Origin of the sequence: Nostoc sp. PCC 9305, assembly GCF_963920915.1 — a bacterium.
GTDB lineage: Bacteria > Cyanobacteriota > Cyanobacteriia > Cyanobacteriales > Nostocaceae > Nostoc.
In genome coordinates this window covers 80569-99133 of sequence record NZ_CAWUDN010000001.1, presented here as the reverse complement: position 1 = coordinate 99133, position 18565 = coordinate 80569, and the positions used below count along the sequence as shown (strand labels likewise).

Genomic DNA, 18565 nt, shown 5'->3' with positions numbered 1-18565 from the left:
GACTAGCATTTTAAAATCCAGGATTAAGCCATTATCAAAAAAATTTATCCTAAAATCAAATATCTAGTAAAATTACGTATGCGGATTTAAGTCTTCTCAATGAATAGTAGAATTAGCCCATACAGGAGAAGACTGTGACGCTCTTAAATGAAGCTCAAGTAGAGCAACTAAAGCAAATAACCACACGCTTACGACAAGTAAGACAAGAAAAATCTATCCGCATAGAAGAAATAGCCTCTCAGACAATGCTTCGAGTAGGTATTTTGCAAGCGTTAGAAGAAGATCGATTTGAAGAATTGCCTGAACCGATTTTTCTGCAAGGATTCATCCGTCGTTATGGAGATGCTTTAGGGCTGGATGGAAATGCTTTATCGTACAGCCTTATAACCAATGTTGTCTGTCAAGATTCTAAAAATGCTCACCACAACTCAGACAACAAACAAAATACATACATCCCTCTTGTTATGACCTATATTTTATTATTGGTCGGTGCATCTGCTGGTCTTCTTCATATACTTAGTCCACAGCTTACAGCTGAATCTCTGACTCCAGAAGATAATAATCAACAGTCAATAGTCAGTAATCAGACTAACAAATGACCAAAAAAGCAGAAAGAGTGTGAGACGCGATTAATCGCGTCTCTACTGAGTAGAGGAGAAGAATTAAGAACCAATGACAAATGACCAATACTTCTCTACGTTCGCGCAGCGTGTCGCAGACAGAGGCTGCGCCAACGACTACGCTCAGTACAAGTGACAAATGACAATTTTCAAGATATTTGCGGTTTACGCAGATGCCAAGTAGTAGATTGCTCATAAGCATAAGCTACCTGAAATAGCTGGTCTTCGCGCAGCACATTGCCAATTAGCTGTAATCCTATCGGTAGACCCTGTTCGTCAAAACCACATGGCAAACTTAAACTAGGTAAACCAGCAAGATTCACAGGAATAGTCATCAAGTCAGTTAAATACATACTCAAGGGGTCAGTAGTTTTTTCCCCTGCTTTGAATGCTGTAGTGGGAGATGTGGGACAAACTAACACATCAACCGCACCAAAAGCCTTTTCAAAGTCTTGCTTAATCAAAGTACGGACTTTTTGCGCTTTCAGGTAGTAAGCGTCATAATAGCCAGCCGAAAGGGCGTAAGTGCCAATCATAATCCGGCGTTTGACTTCTGTACCAAAACCAGCGGCACGGGTACGAGTGTACATTGATAGCAAATTATCGGCATCAGGAGCGCGATACCCATATTTCACGCCATCGTAACGAGCCAGGTTGGCTGATGCTTCGGATGGGGCGATAATGTAATAGGTGGGCAGGCCATAGCGAAAACGGGGACAGGAAATTATATGAATTTCTGCTCCTAAGCTTTGTAGTTGATCTACTGCTTTGGTAACAGCTTGTTCCACTACAGGGTCTAAACCTTCACCAAAAGTTTCTTTAATGATACCAATTCTCAGCTGACCTCTGGGTTTGAAGTTTGGTTTTAGGCTAGCAGCATAGTTAGGAATGGCAACTTTTAGGCTGGTAGAGTCTTTGGGATCGTAACCTGCGATCGCACTTAACAATATTGCCGCATCTTCTACCGTATTTCCAAATGGCCCAATTTGATCCAAAGACGAAGCGTAAGCCACCAAACCATAACGAGAAACCAAACCATAAGTTGGTTTCATCCCCACCACACCGCAGAAAGATGCAGGTTGGCGAATCGAACCGCCAGTATCAGAACCGAGAGCAACTACACATTCTTGGGCAGACACCGCCGCCGCAGAACCCCCAGAAGAACCACCTGGAACTCGTGACAAATCCCAAGGATTAGCCGTGACTTGATAGGCAGAGTTTTCAGTGGAACTACCCATTGCAAACTCATCCAAGTTGGTTTTGCCAACCATTACTGCTCCAGCATCTGCCAGTTTTTGCGTCGCCGTTGATTCATAAGGCGGCACAAAATTTTCTAAAATCCGGGAGGCACAGGTGGTAGGAATCCCCTTGGTACACATATTGTCCTTGATACCCACAGGAATGCCCGCTAGCAGCCCAATTTCTTCTCCTGCGGCAATTTTGGCATCCACAGCACCCGCCTGCTCTAATGCCCGATCTGCCGTCACACATAAAAAGCTGTGCAATTTCGGCTCTAACGCTTGAATGCGCTCTAAAGCTTCTTGGGTAATTTCAACGGCAGAACGTTCTTTTTTTACCAGCTGTTGGTGCAACTCGCGGATGGATGCCATGATTGCTCTCTTTGTGACTCAAGTCATTGATTCTAGTACATATTGGTCAAAATTGGGTATTGGTTATTGGGCTTTGGGCATTGCTTATTCTCCTCTGCTTGTCATTCCCCATTCATCTGACTAAGCGGATTAATATGTATTGAAATGTGTTTAATAAGTTTTTAAAAACAGCAAACACATGGCTATCAACCATCTATTGAATAGTTTGCCAAAGTTTTCATCTATATTGGCTACTTTTGTGTAAGAGTATAGCAGTGTTTTCTAATGATATAATTTTGTATTACAACCTTATTAATACTACAAACTTCATAATTTTATTCAATTCCACAAAATTTTTCGAGGTAAGGTAGGATGATAAAAATAGCCACACGTAAATATTTAGGCAAACAAAATGTTTATGACATTGGGGTTGAGCGCGACCATAATTTTACGATAAAAAATGGCTTAATAGCTGCTAATTGTTTCAATAAATCCCATTCGACAGCCTATGGTTATGTAACATATCAAACAGCATATTTAAAAGCTAATTACCCATTGGAATATATGGCGGCGCTGTTAACAGCTAACAGTGGCGATACCGATAAGGTACAGAGATACATTACTAACTGTACAAATATGGGGATTTCCATAGATCCACCAGATATTAATCGCTCTGGTGTTGATTTTACGCCAACGGCAGGAAAGATTCTGTTTGGATTTTCGGCAGTGCGTAACGTGGGACAAAATGCGATCGCTTGTATTTTGGAGGCGAGAAATGAGACAGGAGAATTTAAATCACTAGCTGATTTTTGCGATCGCGTGGATTTGCGTGCTGTTAACCGCCGAACTCTGGAGTCGTTAATTTACTGTGGAGCTTTTGACAAAATTGAATCCAACCGCCAACAGTTAATTAACGACTCAGAATTAGTGTATGATTGGGCACAATCTCGTGCTAAAGATAGAGCTAGTGGTCAAGGGAATCTATTTGATTTATTGGGCGACGGCTTTTCTGCAACTCAGAATAAAAGAGCCAATAATGCCTTTGAAACTGCTCCCAAATCTAAACCTGTGACAGATTTACCCCCACAGAAAAAGTTGCAGATGGAGAAAGAATTATTAGGCTTTTATGTATCAGATCATCCACTGAAATCCTTACGGCAAATAGCACCCCTTTTGACACCAATTAACCTTTCACAACTGGGAGAACAAAGAGAAGATACAAGGCTTTGTGCAGTTGTGATGTTGAATAACGTCAAAAAAGTGGTGACAAAAAAAGGCGATCAGATGGCAATATTGCAAATAGAAGACCTCACTACACAATCAGAAGCTGTAGTTTTTCCGAAAACTTATGAACGCATTAGTTCCTTACTGCAAGTTGATACTAGATTGATTATTTGGGGCAAAGTAGATCGGCGTGATGAGCAAACTCAATTTATTCTTGAAGATGCAGAGCCAGTGGAAACAGTACAAATGGTGATGGTGGAATTAAATCCACAACAAGCAGGTAACATGGAAGATTTACATCGCTTGAAAACAATTTTGCAAGACCATTCAGTAGACAAAGAAAAGGCAAAAATGCCAGTGATTGGAATTATCCAAACTGAAACTTCTCGTAAACTTGTTCGCTTAGGTTGGCAATTTTGTGTACAAGATTCTAGAATTACTGTTCAAGCTTTGCAAAATGCCAGTTTTCCTGCTCATATAAAATCGCTGACTGGTAGCTGAGGCCAGGTGTAAAAAATCCACCAATACTGAAAAGCAGCTTGAAAATTAGTTTTATTGAACTGTCAACAGTAAATTGTCTTAAGTATTGAGGATTTTAATCGTTTTTTTAGTTACTTATGCTGATGATAATTTCTTTGAGGGAGTGGTATCTTTTTATGCTAAGACCCTTAAGGCTGCGACTGGGGGAAGGAGTTAAAACTTGATGATCGTCAACGAGCTACATAGATTTGTTTCATACTGTAAAAAAATTCAACCCCAAACTCACGATGACATTCAAAAATTTTTTGAAGGAGTAATCTTGTTTCCTTATGATAAGGAACTTCTATTGCAAGCTTATTTATTTCTGAATATTAAAGAATTGTTCCCCTCGTGCGCTGAATTGCTGTTATTTGAAAAGTCTCCAATTTCAGATTATACAGATTTAGGGAAGTGTGATTTTGTCTTTCTGACTTTTAAAGGTAGTCTGTTTTTAATAGAAACTAAGTTTATTGATACAGAAGCCACTGGAGCAACGGAAAGAAAAAGAAGAAATAAGCATAGAAACAAGGTATTTGAGCAAGTCATCACTTTAAAAGGTAGATTTAGCGAATATTGGAATATGAGGCTAGATCAATTAGAGTGCGGGGTTTTCACAACAGATGCAGAAGTTGCTTGGCGAGGAAATGGTGTGAATGTCACATCTAAATCAATATCTATAGATAAGCTCGAACAATGGCGAAGAAGTTATCACAGTAGTGAAAAATTTTTATCTCATCAAGATGGGTCAAAGTTTGAGGAGAAGGTGAATTTAAAAGGTTGAACTAAGACCCAAATATAGTTATTACAGTGAATGGTGTATGGGGCATAAAAGTAATTAACAATGCCACATACACCAACCCAGAGAAATTATCTGGGTTTTCCTTCCCATCAATCTTTACTGCCAAACATAGATAAGGACAAACAAAATAATCCAGATAACATCGACGAAGTGCCAAAACAATGAAGTTGCATTGACGCCGAAGTGACCTGTGTCGTAGTTTCCAGGGATGAAAGAACGGATCAAAATTATTAACTGCAACAGGATACCAGTGAAAACGTGCAAACCGTGGAAGCCTGTAAGTAGATAGAAGGTTCCACCAAATACCCCGGAGGTGAAACCAAAGGCGAGGCCGTTCCATTCAATCGCTTGGCCAACTAAAAAGTAAGTTCCCATTGCCATTGTTGCCAATAGAAACAGGCGATATTTTACTAAGTCGTGGCGTTGAAGGGCGCGTTCTGCTAAGTAAATTACAAAGCTACTAGCAACAAGAATTACTGTGTTGATTGCTGGTTCTTTTATTTCTAGTCCAGAAACACCTGCTGGTAGCCAGTTAGGGGTTGTTGTTTTGTAGATGGCATATCCAGCGAAAAAACTTAAGAAAATGACGCTTTCTGAGAGGAGGAAGACGATGAAGCCAAACATTTTGTTGCCTTCTTCGTCGTGGGTATGTTCTGCGGCTGTGTGGGGCAATTCGTGGGAATTGATATAGCTGTCCATTTTGGTTTTTGAGGGGGAGTTTGAAACGCAAAGGAGAGGCAGCGCGGTCTTGGGGGTCTCCCCCATGAGCGACTGCCGTCGCGGAGGGAAGCGCAGAGGTACGCAGAGGGTTTTTGCGTCTTCCCGATGGTTGGCGTTATTCTGGGAGGTTGGCTGTTAGGGGTTCTGATTTGCCGTAGCCGTAGGGTTCGGAGATGATGATGGGAGTTTCTTCAAAGTTTTCTACTGGGGGGGGTGAAGAAACTAACCACTCTAGTCCGATTGCTCGCCAAGGGTTAGCGGGTGCTTTCTCGCCTTGCATCCAAGAAATCACCATGTTGAATATGAAGGGCAAGGTGGACATTCCTAAGAGAAATCCACCGAGGCTGGCGATGATGTTCCAGAATTGGTACTCTGGGGCGTAGGAAGCAACTCGGCGTAACATTCCTTGCAATCCCAAGGGGTGCATGGGCAAAAAGTTGAGGTTGGTGCCGATAAAGGCTAACCAAAAGTGGATTTTACCCCAGCTTTCGGAGTACATCCGCCCGGTCATTTTGGGGAACCAGTGATAGATGGCTGCAAATAAGCCCATTGTCACGGTGCCGTAGAGGACGTAGTGGAAGTGTCCGACTACAAAGTATGTATTGTTAACGTGGACATCAACGGGCACGGAGGAAAGCATAATGCCTGTGATTCCTGCGAACACAAACATGACTAATGCGCCCAAGGCAAACAGCATGGCGGTATTTAGCCGCAGTTTACCGCCCCAAATAGTTGCTACCCAAGCAAATACTTTTATTCCTGTGGGGACAGACACGCACATCGTTGTCAGCATGAAAATCAACCGCATCCAGCCAGGAGTACCGCTGACGTACATGTGGTGTACCCAAACAATGCCGCTAACTACGGCAATCAACATTGATGAAACAGCAACTACTTTGTAACCAAATAAGGGTTTACGTGAATAAACTGGGAAGATTTCTGAGAAAATGCCGAAGATGGGCAAAATAATCACGTAAACGGCTGGGTGGGAGTAGAACCAGAAGTAATGCTGGAACATTACTGGATTTCCACCCTTGGCGGGGTCGAAAAAGGCGGTGCCAGCAGTTAAGTCTAGTAGCAGCATCACCGCACCAGCTGTCAGTGCTGGCAGTCCAAATAGTTGAATGATTTGGGCGCTAAAGACTGCCCAGACAAACAACGGCATTTTGAAGAAGCCCATTCCTGGGGCCCGCATCTTGACGATTGTGGTGACAAAGTTGACTGCCCCCATAATTGAGGATACGCCGGATATTGCCACTGCTAACAGCCAGAGAACTTGACCATTAATTAAGTTACCTGTGGGATTCTGGAGACTGACTGGCGGATAAGACCACCAACCGGCTTGGGCTGGGCCTCCAGGGACGAAGAAGCTACCCATCATCAAAATCCCAACCACTGGTACCATCCAAAAGGCGACGGCATTCAGGCGGGGAAATGCCATATCTCGCGCCCCAATCATCAGGGGCACTAGATAGTTGGCAAAACCAACGAGTGAGGGAAATGTCCACAAAAACAGCATCACAGTGCCGTGCATGGTGAACATACCGTTATAGACAGTGCGATCGACTAAATCTGATTCGGGTGTCATCAGTTCTCCCCGCATCACCATCGCAAAGATACCGCCGACGAGAAAGAAGAAAAATGAGGTAACGAGATACTGGATACCAATTACCTTGTGGTCGGTACTAAAGCTAAAGTATTCTTTCCAGCTACTCGGAGATTCGTGGTTAGGCTTCTCATCAGGGAGAAGGATGCCTTCAATAGGAACATTAGTCATGGTTACTTTCCTTTCAACCAGGTGAATTGACTAGAGGAGGTGCAGCAGGTGGAACTGTAACCCAACCAGTTTGGACTGATTGATTGGATGTTTGAGCATACTCAGAAGCCGCTTGATTCTTTGCTGGGGATGGCTTTTGAGTTGCAGCTTGGGCTAGCCACTGCTGATAATCTTCAGGAGATTCGACGATAACATTCGCTTGCATCGTCGCAAAGTATGTGCCGCTGTATTGAGAATCGGTTAATCGGTATTGTCCGGGGCGGATGGGAGTAAATTCAAAGTCGATCGCGTGGTTAGGGATAATATCCTGCTTGAGGCGGAACGCAGGAATATAGAAGCCGTGGAGAACGTCTTGTGATTTCAGTGCTAAACGTATCCGGCGATCGCTTGGTAAATGCAATTCGGTACTGGTAATATCTCTTTCTGGGTAATGAAAAACCCACGCCCACTGTTTAGCTAATACGTCGATTTTCTCAACGGGTTCTGCTAAGGCTTTAGCTGGTGCTGCATAAGCTGATTCCATTGCCAGGGGATTATGCAAGTGAACTATTTCCGATGGGCCTTGAATTCCCATTTGTTCGTAAACTTGGTAGCTGTAGCTTGCAATCCAAAAGACTAACAGAATTGGGATTGCTGTCCAGACAACTTCCAAGGCGACGTTACCTTCAATCGGGGGGCCGTCAGTGAAGTCATCTTTGACTGCCCGATGGAAGATGACAGAATACATCAGAGTACTTGTTACTCCCAAGAAGATGAAGGCACCGAGGGTTACTAAAAAGCTAATCAAATCATCAATGAGTAGGGATTCGGCTGCTGCTTGGGGAGGAAGCCAAGAGTAAGACTGCTTGCCGATCCAGAGACTCATAGAAGTCACTGCGATCGCGCCTGTAAGCAGCGTCAAAATATTTAAAATCTTCTGGATTTTCATGGTCTTTGGTTATTGGGCATTGGGTATTGGGCATTGGGCATGGGGCATTGGGTATTAGTCAAAGGACAAATGACTTACTTAAGTGTTGTGTTGAGGTCTTGGTGCGATCGCAGCAAATTATCTGCGGTATTGTGTACACCAAACTCGGCGGCTAATTGCGCTCCTAGTGTGCCGTGGATATACAGAATGAACATGATTGCTATGCCTGCGAACAAATAGATCCATTGCACTTCTCTATCTGTCTGTTTATATTCTTGTTTGCCCCAAACGAAGCGCTGCCATGCTCTCCAGATGGTCATACCAACAATCAGCGCTAATAAGAACACACCACCTACACCATGCCAAAGCATAGTTTCCATTGCCTGCAATCCCCAGGCACTCTTTATATCAGCTGGTGGTGCTGCCAATAGCATTTCGTAAAAGCCTGCTCCTACTGTGAAAAATGTGATGATGCTGGCAGCTAACATGTTGTACCAGCCAACAGCAAATAAGTTGTCACGTTCCACAGTAATTGCCAAAAATTTGAAGACCCATTTTTCAAAGGGGAACAGAACACCAACAATATCAAAGGTCATCCCAATGATGAACAAACCTATTGTCAGATGGACTAAGTTGGGATGAATGGGAATTGTGTAAGGCAGTCCGTTTGCACCTAGAGAGCCGCTCAATTGATCAATTAATTCTGAGTTCATCGCAACACACCATCCTTTACTGCTTCCACAACTGGCACGGTATGCAATCCATATACCCAAACAAGCTCATCGCCGAGATATACTTGTAAGCCAACTATTAAGGTTAAAATTAGTCCGGCTCCCAAATAATAAATCGGTACTTTTTTCGGATTTCGGGCACGAATTACATAGCGCCAAGCTGTAATTGCTGTGATAATTCCCGAAAGCGACCAACCAATTAGCGTATGCAAATTCAGCACCGATTTCGCTAAACTGTAAGGCTGTGCTAATCCCGCTTCAAACTGACCAAAAATAATTGCGACGAAGATGGCGATCGTGGCAACTAACATATTCCACCAACTCACCTCAAAAAGACCGGATTTACCAGTAAAATAGCCAATTACATCGCAGAAGAAGGAAAACAACACCATCGCAATTACGAAGTGGACAACGATGGGATGAATCGTATCTGGATAGGGCAAATTGTGGTCGTTCAAGGATGTTAAATACTCAATCATCGTCTTCTCCTAGACATATCTACCGCACTTTGGTCAATAAATTTTGGATTTTGGATTAGCGATCGCGCAGTCTTAGCGAGCGTCTTTTAGATTTATTCCGTCCCAGACGAGATATAAACTAAAAGACCCTAATCAAAAATCTAAAATCGCTAGTCAAGCTTCAATAATTGATGGACACTCACTAACATCACCACAAGTATCCATCCATAATTGATCGAATTCTGTTCAATATCTGCGCGGTTCAATACGCTTAATCATGTCTTAGCTTTTTGTAGCCAAATTTGGTTAAATTGCCTACATGGAATAATTTTTGTTTTGATTCATTTCCTTATGCCAATAGTCTGCAACAGCAATTCTTGATGTAGCTAAATCAAATCGCTGTCGTTTGTTGATTTGCTTAACCTATCCTTTAGCTTAAGTAAATTTTTATGAATTGTCAAAACAATAAATATTAAACTTTTAAAAGTTAAGTGTTTAACAAATAAATATTTTCACAATGTATTTATTTTTGCAGTTTTTAAAATATAAAAAAGTCGAAATATCATATTTGTCTGTAAGTTATTTCACAATAATAAAATATTTGTTTGTGATGTAAATAACAAAAATATTTGAATCACTCAAAAAGCCCCTTAAAAAGACAAAAGTAAGGAATCAATCTTAAGTCAGAACTCAGAAATATAGTTTATTACAACAGGTTCGCTTTTTCGTCATGATATTATTTTCATAATTCTTTCATTTTTATCTTACTTCTGCTAAAGTGAGACAAAAGTGAGAAGATTATGAAATTGGTATAATGAGATTTAATATCAATAATTTTCAGATGCAACTACCGCAGCACGGACAAAAATTGGCTGTAGCGTCTGGGCTGCTATTGTGGCTATGTTTGAGTGGGTGTAGCCCGTCAATCTCCGATTCTCAACCACAGTTAAGTCCAAACCCAGGCACAACTAACACCAACCTAGATAAAAAAGGTAAAAAAGTAGTTCTTACCACCTTTACAGTCATTGCAGATATGGCGCAAAACGTGGCAGGAGACAAGGCGATTGTTGAATCCCTCACCAAACCAGGGGCGGAAATTCATGGTTACGAACCAACTCCTAGCGATTTGGTGAGGGCGCAAAAAGCAGACCTAATTTTGAATAATGGTCTTAATTTAGAGCGTTGGGCGCAGAAATTGTATAATAGCGTCCCTAATGTACCTCACATTACCCTAAGTGAAGGAATTAAGCCTGTAGAAATTACGGAGGATGCCTACAAAGGGAAACCTAATCCCCATGCTTGGATGTCACCACAAAATGCCTTGATTTACGTAGATAATATTCGCAAGGCATTAGTTAATTTAGACTCAGCGAATGCAGAGACTTATAACACCAATGCCAAAGCATACAGCCAAAAGATTAAGGAAGTTGACGAGAAACTGCGAAAAGCCGTGTCGGTAGTTCCAGCAGACAAGCGCTACATGGTAAGCTGTGAAGGCGCGTTCTCATACGTCACCCGCGATTATGGCTTGAAAGAAGCTTATCTCTGGGCAGTCAACTCTGAACAACAAGCTACTCCCAAACAGCTAGAAAAAGTCATTGATATAGTTAAAAAAAATAAAATACCTGTAGTTTTCTGTGAAAGTACAGTGAACGATGGAGCGCAACGTCAGGTAGCTAGAGAATCGGGAGCAAGGTTTGGTGGAGTGTTTTATGTTGATTCCCTCTCTCCAGCGAATGGGCCAGCACCAACTTATCTCAAGTTGCTAGAACTTAATATTAATACTCTAACTCAGGGATTAGAGGAAAAGTGAGCAAGTATGCAAGAATAAATTTAATTATTTAAAATTAGCTTGTAGTAAGGACTTTAGTCCTGTTTTGTTCTCTAGAAAACGTTAAGTATTCGCAAAAAAGGCTGGAGCCACTCATTACAAACTAATGATTAATCTTAGAGGTGATTTTTAGTGAAATCTATTAGTATTGATGTCGAAAATCTGACAGTTGCTTACCACGGCAAAGTTGCTTTACATGGTGCTTCTTTGCGAATTCAAGCAGGTTCAATTAGTGGTTTAGTGGGGATGAATGGTAGTGGTAAATCAACCTTATTTAAGGCGATTATGGGTTTTTTGAAGCCAGTTACAGGACGGGTTTTGATTAATGGTTTACCCATAAAAGCTGTACAGAAAAAAAGCTTGGTTGCTTATGTACCACAGTCGGAAGAAGTAGACTGGAATTTTCCAGTAAGTGTCCATGATGTGGTGATGATGGGACGCTACGGATACATGAATATACTGCGAATTCCGTCGGCGAACGATCAAAGAGTGGTGAGGGAGAGTTTGGAAAGAGTGCAAATGTGGTCGATGCGCGATCGCCAAATTGGAGAACTCTCTGGGGGACAGAAGAAACGTGCTTTTCTCGCCCGTGCTTTAGCACAAAAAGGAACAGTCTTACTATTAGATGAACCCTTCACCGGGGTAGATATCAAAACAGAAAAAGCGATGATTGACTTATTGCTGGAATTGCGAGAAGAAGGTCATACAATTTTGATTTCTACTCATGATTTGGCTTCTATAACTACTTTCTGTGACCAAGTAGTACTAATTAATCGGACTATTTTAGCTTATGGTGATACATCCGAAGTCTTCACAGAAGAAAATCTCTCACGGACTTTTGGCGGTTCTCTGGGAGATTTATCACTCAGCAAAAGCCAGATAATCCGCAGAAATCAAAATGAATCTGATTAATCACTAATTAATATTGTTAAAAATATGAATACTCTTGCATTCTTAGACTGGTTAACCACACCCCTACAGCATGAATTCATGGTGAAGGCAATTTGTGTAAGTGCCTTAGTTGGGGTGGTCTGTTCTGTTTTATCTTGTTTTATGACCCTCAAAGGTTGGGCATTAATGGGAGATGCTGTTTCCCATGCGGTAATGCCTGGGGTTGTAATTGCTTATGTTTTAAATATCCCTTTTGCTGTGGGCGCTTTTGTCTTTGGAGTGGGTTCAGTTATTGCGATCGGTTATATCAAAGCGAAGACGAGAATTAAGGAAGATACTGTCATCGGACTTGTATTTACAGGATTTTTTGCTCTGGGTTTGGTATTAGTTTCCAAAACTCCAAGCAGCGTTGACTTGACGCATATTTTGTTTGGGAATGTCTTGGGTATTTCTAATGAAGACATTATCCAAACGGTGATTATTAGCGTAATTACTTTAGTAACAATAGCTGTTTTACGCAAAGACTTACTATTATTTTGTTTTGACCCCACTCATGCACGTTCCATTGGCTTGAATACAGGGGTACTGCACTATATTTTACTATCATTACTCTCGTTAACTGCTGTCGCCGGACTCCAGACAGTGGGAATTATTCTGGTTGTAGCTATGTTGGTTACTCCGGGAGCAACGGCTTACTTATTAACAGACCGTTTCGACCACATGATACTAATTGCAATGGCATCGGGCGTATTTTCTAGTGTTATGGGGACTTACATCAGCTATCATATCGATGGTGCAACAGGGGGTTGCATAGTTGTGTTGCAAACCTTGTTGTTTGTCATAGCAATGATTTTTGCACCTAAACATGGGTTATTGGTAAGAGCAAAGAAGCAAGAAAACACTGACTGATTCAGTATGAAATAGCCTTTGCTATTTACGTAATCCCCATTCCGCAGGTGTGAGGGCGAAACAAGTGTCGTTTAAAATTGTGGTAATTGGTACTTCTTTAGGCGGATTATCAGCATTGAAAATTATCCTGGGCAATTTACCAGCAGACTTCTCTGTACCGATCGCGATCGTGCAACACCGTCACAAAGAGTCTAGCAATACACTCCAGGATTTATTACAAGAGTCTACTTTGTTGAAAATTCGCGAAGTGGAAGACAAGGACGAAATACTACCGGGATATATCTACATAGCACCAGCAGATTATCATTTACTGGTTGAGCCAGGTCACTTTGCCCTTTCGACTGATGAGCCTGTTTCTTATGCTAGACCATCTATTGATGTGCTGTTTGAGTCGGCAGCTGATGTCTACACAGAGGAAGTTATTGGTGTAATATTGACAGGAGCAAACCAAGATGGTATGCAAGGTCTTAAGAAAATAAAGGCGCGGGGAGGAATTACCATTGTACAAGAACCTGCCACAGCGGAGAGCGACATTATGCCAGAGGCAGCAATTTCTGGTGTTGCAGTAGACTGGATTTTGACACTCTCAAACATTGCTTCCCAGATGGTCAAGCTTTGTCAATCATCACAGAAATAAACCGATGCAGATGGAACCCAAAGTCAACATCCTCCTAGTGGATGATAAACTAGAAAATTTGCTGGCACTAGAGGCAATCCTAGAAAAACTAGGGGAAAATCTTGTGAGAGCTACTTCTGGGGAAGAAGCTTTGAGGTGTCTGCTGCATCAAGACTTTGCAGTGATTTTGCTGGATGTGCAAATGCCAGGGATGGATGGCTTTGAAACTGCTACCTTAATTCGCAATCGGGGGCGATCGCGTCACACTCCAATTATCTTTCTTACCGCCTTTAGCACCAGCGACCAAATGCTGTTTAAAGGTTATGCTTTGGGTGCTGTTGATTATCTGCTTAAACCACTAGACCCCAATATTTTGACTTCTAAAGTCACAGTATTCGTAGAACTATTTAAGAAAACAGAAGCCGTCAAGCAACAAACAGCGCAGCTAGTAGCTGTGAATACCGAACTCAGGCAAAGTGAAGAACGATTTCGATCGCTAAGTACCTGCTCACCCGTTGGCATTTTTGAAACTGATACTGAAGGTAACTGTAAATATACTAATCCCCGCTATCAGGCAATTTGTGGCTTGAAAGCGGCAGAGAGTTTAGAAAAAAAATGGCTAGAATCGGTTCATCCAGAAGATAAAGAACGAGCGATCGCTAGTTGGTCTGCTTACATCTGTGAAGGTCGGGAATACTCAGAAGAATTTCGCTTTCAAGCTGTTCATGGTAACATTCGTTGGGTTCAAGTCCGCTCATCACCGATGCTTTCCAGTCAAGGAGACTTGTTGGGTTATGTAGGCACTCTTGAAGATATTACTGAACGCAAGCAAGCAGAAGAAGTCCGCGCTCAAGTGATTCGCGAACAGACGGCAAGACAAGAAGCAGAAGCCGCGAATCGCATGAAAGATGAGTTTCTAGCTGTTCTCTCCCACGAACTTCGCACGCCTCTAACCTCGATGCTCGGCTGGTCGAAAATCCTCCGCGCCAAAAAACTTGACGAAAAAGCTACTTCCCGTGCCTTGGAGGCGATCGAACGCAACGCCATATCTCAGATGCAACTAATTGAGGATATCTTGGATGTATCTCGGATTATCCGTGGTCAGTTGCGGTTAAATGTATCTGCGGTAAATTTGCTCTCGGTGATGGAGGCAGCTTTAGAGGCAGTTCGTCCCCTCGCAGAGCCAAAAGATATTCAATTAAATACTGTGCTGGATACTTCGATAGGGTCAGTATATGGCGATCCAGCCCGTTTACAGCAAATTGTCTGGAACCTACTAACTAATGCCATTAAGTTTACCCCTAAAGGTGGTAGGGTTGAAGTCAGGCTATCAAAGTATCTTGGATTTTCGATTTCAGACTTTCCTGCGGAATACTACGCGAACGGCGTGAGCGCTACTTCTCTACGTTCGCACAGCGTGTCGCAGACAGAGGCTACGCCAACGACAAGGCTCAGTACAAGTCAGTCAAACGATTTTGGATTAGGATCTAATAGTGAAAATTTAGACTCTTCAAACACTGATGAAAGCAGTAATCTAAAATCCAAAATTCAAAATCCACAATCTCAGTACGCCCAAATTCAAGTTATTGATACGGGCATTGGCATCAGTTCCGAGTTTTTACCCAAAGTATTTGAACGTTTTCGGCAAGCAGACAGTACCACAACGCGATCGCACAATGGATTAGGGCTAGGACTAGCGATCGTCCGTCATCTAGTGGAACTGCACAAGGGTAAAATCTTTGCTCAAAGTTTAGGTAGTGGACAAGGAGCAACCTTTACTGTGAGACTACCACTGCTACAAGACAATAGGGGTGGCAGGACGAGTAGAGAAGCGACAGGAGAAACTTCTTCCTCTGTGGCATCGACGCCCCTTGCTGGATTAAGAGTTCTAGTTGTAGATGATGAAGCAGATACCCGTAACTTTCTCAGTTTTATGTTTGAGGAGCATGGGGCTTTTGCCACTGCGGTAGGATCAGTTGATGAAGCACTAGCAGTACTTGAACAAGCAAAACCAGATATCCTGATTAGCGACATCGGTATGTCAGAGCAAGATGGTTATACGCTGATTAGGAAACTGCGCTCTTTAGAACCAGAAAAAGGCGGACGCATCCCTGCGATCGCTTTAACAGCGTACACGCGAGAAGAAGACCGTTTAGAAGCACTTTCAGCAGGGTTCCAGCAGCATTTATCTAAGCCAATTGACCCCAATAAATTGATTGCTGCCGTTGCCAATGTTTTAGAACTACCTCTAGAAGTTCCAGTGAGTTGATTTGGAAGTGGGGATTGGGGAATGGAATAGGGTACAGGGTACAGGTGACAGATTATTCCCTATAACCTCTCACCTGTAACCTCTCCCATAACCCCAATGCCTAATCAAGACGAAGTTAAGGCATGTTTTTTGAGTTCGTCTAGAGAAACCACTTCCAAAGCTCTAGCATGGGTTGCTGAAAGTATGACGGGTGGAGCAACGCCAGCTTCTAGAGCTTCTTGCCAGCGAGAAGCACACAAACACCAGCGATCGCCAGGCTTCAATCCAGGAAAATTAAAATCAGGAACAGGTGTGCTGAGGTCGTTCCCCTGCGATTTGGTGAACTCCAGGAATTCTGATGTCACTTGGGCACATACGACATGCGACCCGAAATCTTGACCACCTGTACGACAAAAACCGTCGCGGTGAAACCCAGTCATGGGAGAAGTACAGCAAACCTCTAGGTTTCCATCGATTACATTTTTAGCGTCTGTCATCGTTAATTCGTTGTACTTGATTTTTCCACTTGATATAAGCTTATATTTATTGTCAATTCCCTGGTTGAATTAAAATCGCGATCGCTAATTAATATCCCAAAAACAGGGAATTCTAAAATTACTTATCTCAAAATCGTTAAAAATAAATTTCTCAGCAGAATATTTAAGAGCGATCGCTCTCAGTTTAAATCAAAAATAAAACCCCTGGCTAACTACCAGGGGTAATGCAAGTCAGTACTTTTCGCATGGAATGTATCCTACTCAAATACCATAGCAACCTCCTAATTTAGAGATATGCCATTTTGCCAAACAAAAAAGCCCTCAGTGGTAAGCTGAGGGTTAATTTTTTAGAATAGCGGTAATATACAAAGCTATTATTCCCAAATAAGTAAGCAAATAATACTTATAGCCTCCAACATCAGAATTTCTTGTTCCTTTTTCTACGAAAGGCTGCGCGAATAGAGAGTTGCTCCCATTCAGCAATCGTAGACATAAAATCAGACACCGATACTAAAGAGGCATATAACCAGATACATGATGTCATATATCAAAAATAACTTCGGCGTATTCCTGCCTTATAGTTTGCTTTTAAATAAGCAAACCTGATAACTGGTATCAGGTTTACTGTAGCAATAAAAGTTGATTAAAAATTGTAAAGCAGTGTAAAGTAGTTTCACAGGCAAAGACGAAACCGCCTGATTCATAAATAACCGCAATCATAAAACCATGACAACAACCTTACAACAGCGCTCAAGCGCTAACGTATGGGATCGATTCTGCGAATGGATCACCAGCACCAACAACCGGATCTACATCGGTTGGTTCGGCGTAGTAATGATTCCAACCTTGCTAGCGGCTACCGCTTGCTTCGTAATCGCTTTCATCGCTGCTCCTCCAGTAGACATTGATGGTATCCGCGAACCAGTAGCAGGTTCTTTGATTTACGGAAACAACATCATCTCTGGTGCAGTTGTTCCTTCCTCCAACGCTATCGGCTTGCACTTCTACCCAATTTGGGAAGCAGCTTCCTTAGATGAGTGGTTATACAACGGCGGCCCTTACCAATTGGTAATTTTCCACTTCCTGATTGGCATATTCTGCTACATGGGTCGTGAATGGGAATTATCCTACCGCTTAGGTATGCGTCCTTGGATTGCGATCGCATATTCAGCACCTGTTGCAGCAGCAAGTGCAGTATTCTTGGTATACCCCATCGGACAAGGTTCTTTCTCTGATGGTATGCCCTTGGGTATTTCTGGAACCTTCAACTTCATGATCGTGTTCCAAGCAGAACACAACATCTTAATGCACCCCTTCCACCAACTCGGTGTAGCTGGTGTATTCGGCGGAAGTTTGTTCTCTGCAATGCACGGTTCTTTGGTTACATCTTCCTTGGTTCGTGAAACAACCGAAACCGAGTCCCTTAACTACGGTTACAAATTCGGTCAAGAAGAAGAAACCTACAACATCGTTGCAGCCCACGGCTACTTCGGTCGTCTAATCTTCCAATACGCTTCTTTCAACAACAGCCGTTCACTGCACTTCTTCCTCGCAGCATGGCCTGTAATCGGCATCTGGTTCACCGCCTTGGGTGTCAGCACAATGGCGTTCAACTTGAACGGTTTCAACTTCAACCAATCAATCATTGACTCTGAAGGTCGTGTGATTGCAACTTGGGCGGATGTAATCAACCGCGCTAACCTGGGTATGGAAGTAATGCACGAGCGTAACGCTCACAACTTCCCTCTTGATTTGGCTGCTGGTGATTCTGCTCCTGTAGCTCTTTCCGCTCCTGCCATCACCGGTTAATTCTGAAGTTTAGCTTAATCAAAAAGCGCTCTCCTTAAAAGGAGAGCGCTTTTTGTTTTAATGTATAGGAATTACAAGTTGCTTTAACGTACTTTTTCTAAAAATTTCCTATAGGACAATATATAGGAATAGACATCTTATCCCAAACTACACTTATCAATAATAAGTTGACGCATCCTTAATTAGTTCTGTCAATTACTACGTAAACGACTTGAGTTAAGGAAAAATATATTTCTAGCCAATTTTTCACTATAGGGAACCATATCTCTTCAACATTTATATAATTTAAAGATCAAAACCGTTGAATTTTCTTTCTTCTACTTTCAAATAGTATTGCTGTGGTAAAGCTGTAGCCAATGCTTCTATGCTGACAGTTTTTATAGATTGTAATAAATTAATCAGGATTTTTAGTATTAAATA

The 18565-nt window shown here is 42.2% G+C and carries 17 protein-coding genes; 10 read left to right on the top strand and 7 right to left on the bottom strand.

The window, feature by feature from the left end; translation table 11 throughout:
- Positions 1-134: 134 nt before the first annotated feature.
- Positions 135-599, top strand: a complete 465-nt coding sequence (locus tag ACM0OX_RS00410) for a helix-turn-helix domain-containing protein (RefSeq protein WP_414512135.1) — start codon at positions 135-137, stop codon at positions 597-599.
- A 170-nt stretch (positions 600-769) separates the two neighbouring features.
- Here the strand turns inward: ACM0OX_RS00410 and gatA are convergent, their stop codons facing one another.
- Complete coding sequence (gene gatA, locus ACM0OX_RS00405) at positions 770-2230, bottom strand: Asp-tRNA(Asn)/Glu-tRNA(Gln) amidotransferase subunit GatA (RefSeq protein WP_334842319.1); 1461 nt, start codon at positions 2228-2230, stop codon at positions 770-772.
- Between gatA and ACM0OX_RS00400 the strand changes: the two genes are divergently transcribed.
- From ACM0OX_RS00400 to ACM0OX_RS00390, 3 genes are all read left to right on the top strand, one after another.
- The gene (locus ACM0OX_RS00400; protein WP_414512133.1) at positions 2229-2354 is read left to right on the top strand and encodes a hypothetical protein; all 126 of its coding nucleotides are present in this window, start codon (positions 2229-2231) and stop codon (positions 2352-2354) included. The two genes, gatA and ACM0OX_RS00400, sit on opposite strands and share 2 nt — an antisense overlap.
- A 227-nt stretch (positions 2355-2581) precedes the next feature.
- Positions 2582-3934 carry an OB-fold nucleic acid binding domain-containing protein gene (locus tag ACM0OX_RS00395; RefSeq protein ID WP_414512131.1) on the top strand — a complete coding sequence of 451 codons (1353 nt, stop codon included), beginning with the start codon at positions 2582-2584 and terminating at the stop codon, positions 3932-3934.
- A gap of 202 nt (positions 3935-4136) precedes the next feature.
- Positions 4137-4733 (top strand): hypothetical protein, encoded by a 597-nt coding sequence (locus ACM0OX_RS00390; RefSeq protein ID WP_292723666.1) that lies wholly within the window; start codon positions 4137-4139, stop codon positions 4731-4733.
- A 114-nt stretch (positions 4734-4847) separates the two neighbouring features.
- Here ACM0OX_RS00390 and ACM0OX_RS00385 read toward each other — a convergent pair whose 3' ends face one another.
- From ACM0OX_RS00385 to ACM0OX_RS00365, 5 genes are all read right to left on the bottom strand, one after another.
- Positions 4848-5450: a heme-copper oxidase subunit III gene (locus ACM0OX_RS00385; protein WP_334842311.1), complete on the bottom strand. Its 603-nt coding sequence runs from the start codon at positions 5448-5450 to the stop codon at positions 4848-4850.
- A 136-nt stretch (positions 5451-5586) separates the two neighbouring features.
- Positions 5587-7248, bottom strand: coding sequence for a cytochrome c oxidase subunit I (ctaD, locus tag ACM0OX_RS00380; RefSeq protein WP_414512129.1), 1662 nt, complete (start codon positions 7246-7248; stop codon positions 5587-5589).
- 13 nt (positions 7249-7261) lie between these two features.
- Positions 7262-8176, bottom strand: a complete 915-nt coding sequence (locus ACM0OX_RS00375) for a cytochrome c oxidase subunit II (protein ID WP_414512127.1) — start codon at positions 8174-8176, stop codon at positions 7262-7264.
- A gap of 74 nt (positions 8177-8250) precedes the next feature.
- Positions 8251-8868 (bottom strand): DUF2231 domain-containing protein, encoded by a 618-nt coding sequence (locus ACM0OX_RS00370; protein ID WP_414512125.1) that lies wholly within the window; start codon positions 8866-8868, stop codon positions 8251-8253.
- Positions 8865-9365 (bottom strand): DUF2231 domain-containing protein, encoded by a 501-nt coding sequence (locus ACM0OX_RS00365; protein ID WP_414512124.1) that lies wholly within the window; start codon positions 9363-9365, stop codon positions 8865-8867. The genes ACM0OX_RS00370 and ACM0OX_RS00365 overlap by 4 nt, the downstream gene beginning before the upstream one ends.
- Before the next feature lie 820 nt (positions 9366-10185).
- On the opposite strand from ACM0OX_RS00365, the gene ACM0OX_RS00360 reads away from it, so the two are divergent.
- The 5 genes from ACM0OX_RS00360 (at position 10186) to ACM0OX_RS00340 (ending at position 15860) form a co-directional block, all read left to right on the top strand.
- Positions 10186-11157, top strand: coding sequence for a metal ABC transporter substrate-binding protein (locus ACM0OX_RS00360; RefSeq protein WP_414512123.1), 972 nt, complete (start codon positions 10186-10188; stop codon positions 11155-11157).
- A 150-nt stretch (positions 11158-11307) separates the two neighbouring features.
- Positions 11308-12087: a metal ABC transporter ATP-binding protein gene (locus ACM0OX_RS00355; protein ID WP_094351264.1), complete on the top strand. Its 780-nt coding sequence runs from the start codon at positions 11308-11310 to the stop codon at positions 12085-12087.
- 24 nt (positions 12088-12111) lie between these two features.
- Positions 12112-12975: a metal ABC transporter permease gene (locus ACM0OX_RS00350; RefSeq protein WP_334728224.1), complete on the top strand. Its 864-nt coding sequence runs from the start codon at positions 12112-12114 to the stop codon at positions 12973-12975.
- Between the two features lie 64 nt (positions 12976-13039).
- Complete coding sequence (locus ACM0OX_RS00345; protein ID WP_414512120.1) at positions 13040-13612, top strand: chemotaxis protein CheB; 573 nt, start codon at positions 13040-13042, stop codon at positions 13610-13612.
- A gap of 4 nt (positions 13613-13616) precedes the next feature.
- Positions 13617-15860: a response regulator gene (locus ACM0OX_RS00340; RefSeq protein WP_414512118.1), complete on the top strand. Its 2244-nt coding sequence runs from the start codon at positions 13617-13619 to the stop codon at positions 15858-15860.
- A gap of 104 nt (positions 15861-15964) precedes the next feature.
- On the opposite strand, the gene ACM0OX_RS00335 is transcribed toward ACM0OX_RS00340, so the two are convergent.
- On the bottom strand, positions 15965-16336 hold the full coding sequence (locus tag ACM0OX_RS00335; RefSeq protein ID WP_335181780.1) for a DUF2237 domain-containing protein: 372 nt from the start codon (positions 16334-16336) through the stop codon (positions 15965-15967).
- A gap of 726 nt (positions 16337-17062) precedes the next feature.
- On the opposite strand from ACM0OX_RS00335, the gene psbA reads away from it, so the two are divergent.
- A complete protein-coding gene (gene psbA / locus ACM0OX_RS00330; RefSeq protein ID WP_414512117.1) occupies positions 17063-18145 on the top strand; it encodes a photosystem II q(b) protein in 1083 nt (360 codons plus the stop codon).
- Positions 18146-18565: the final 420 nt, after the last annotated feature.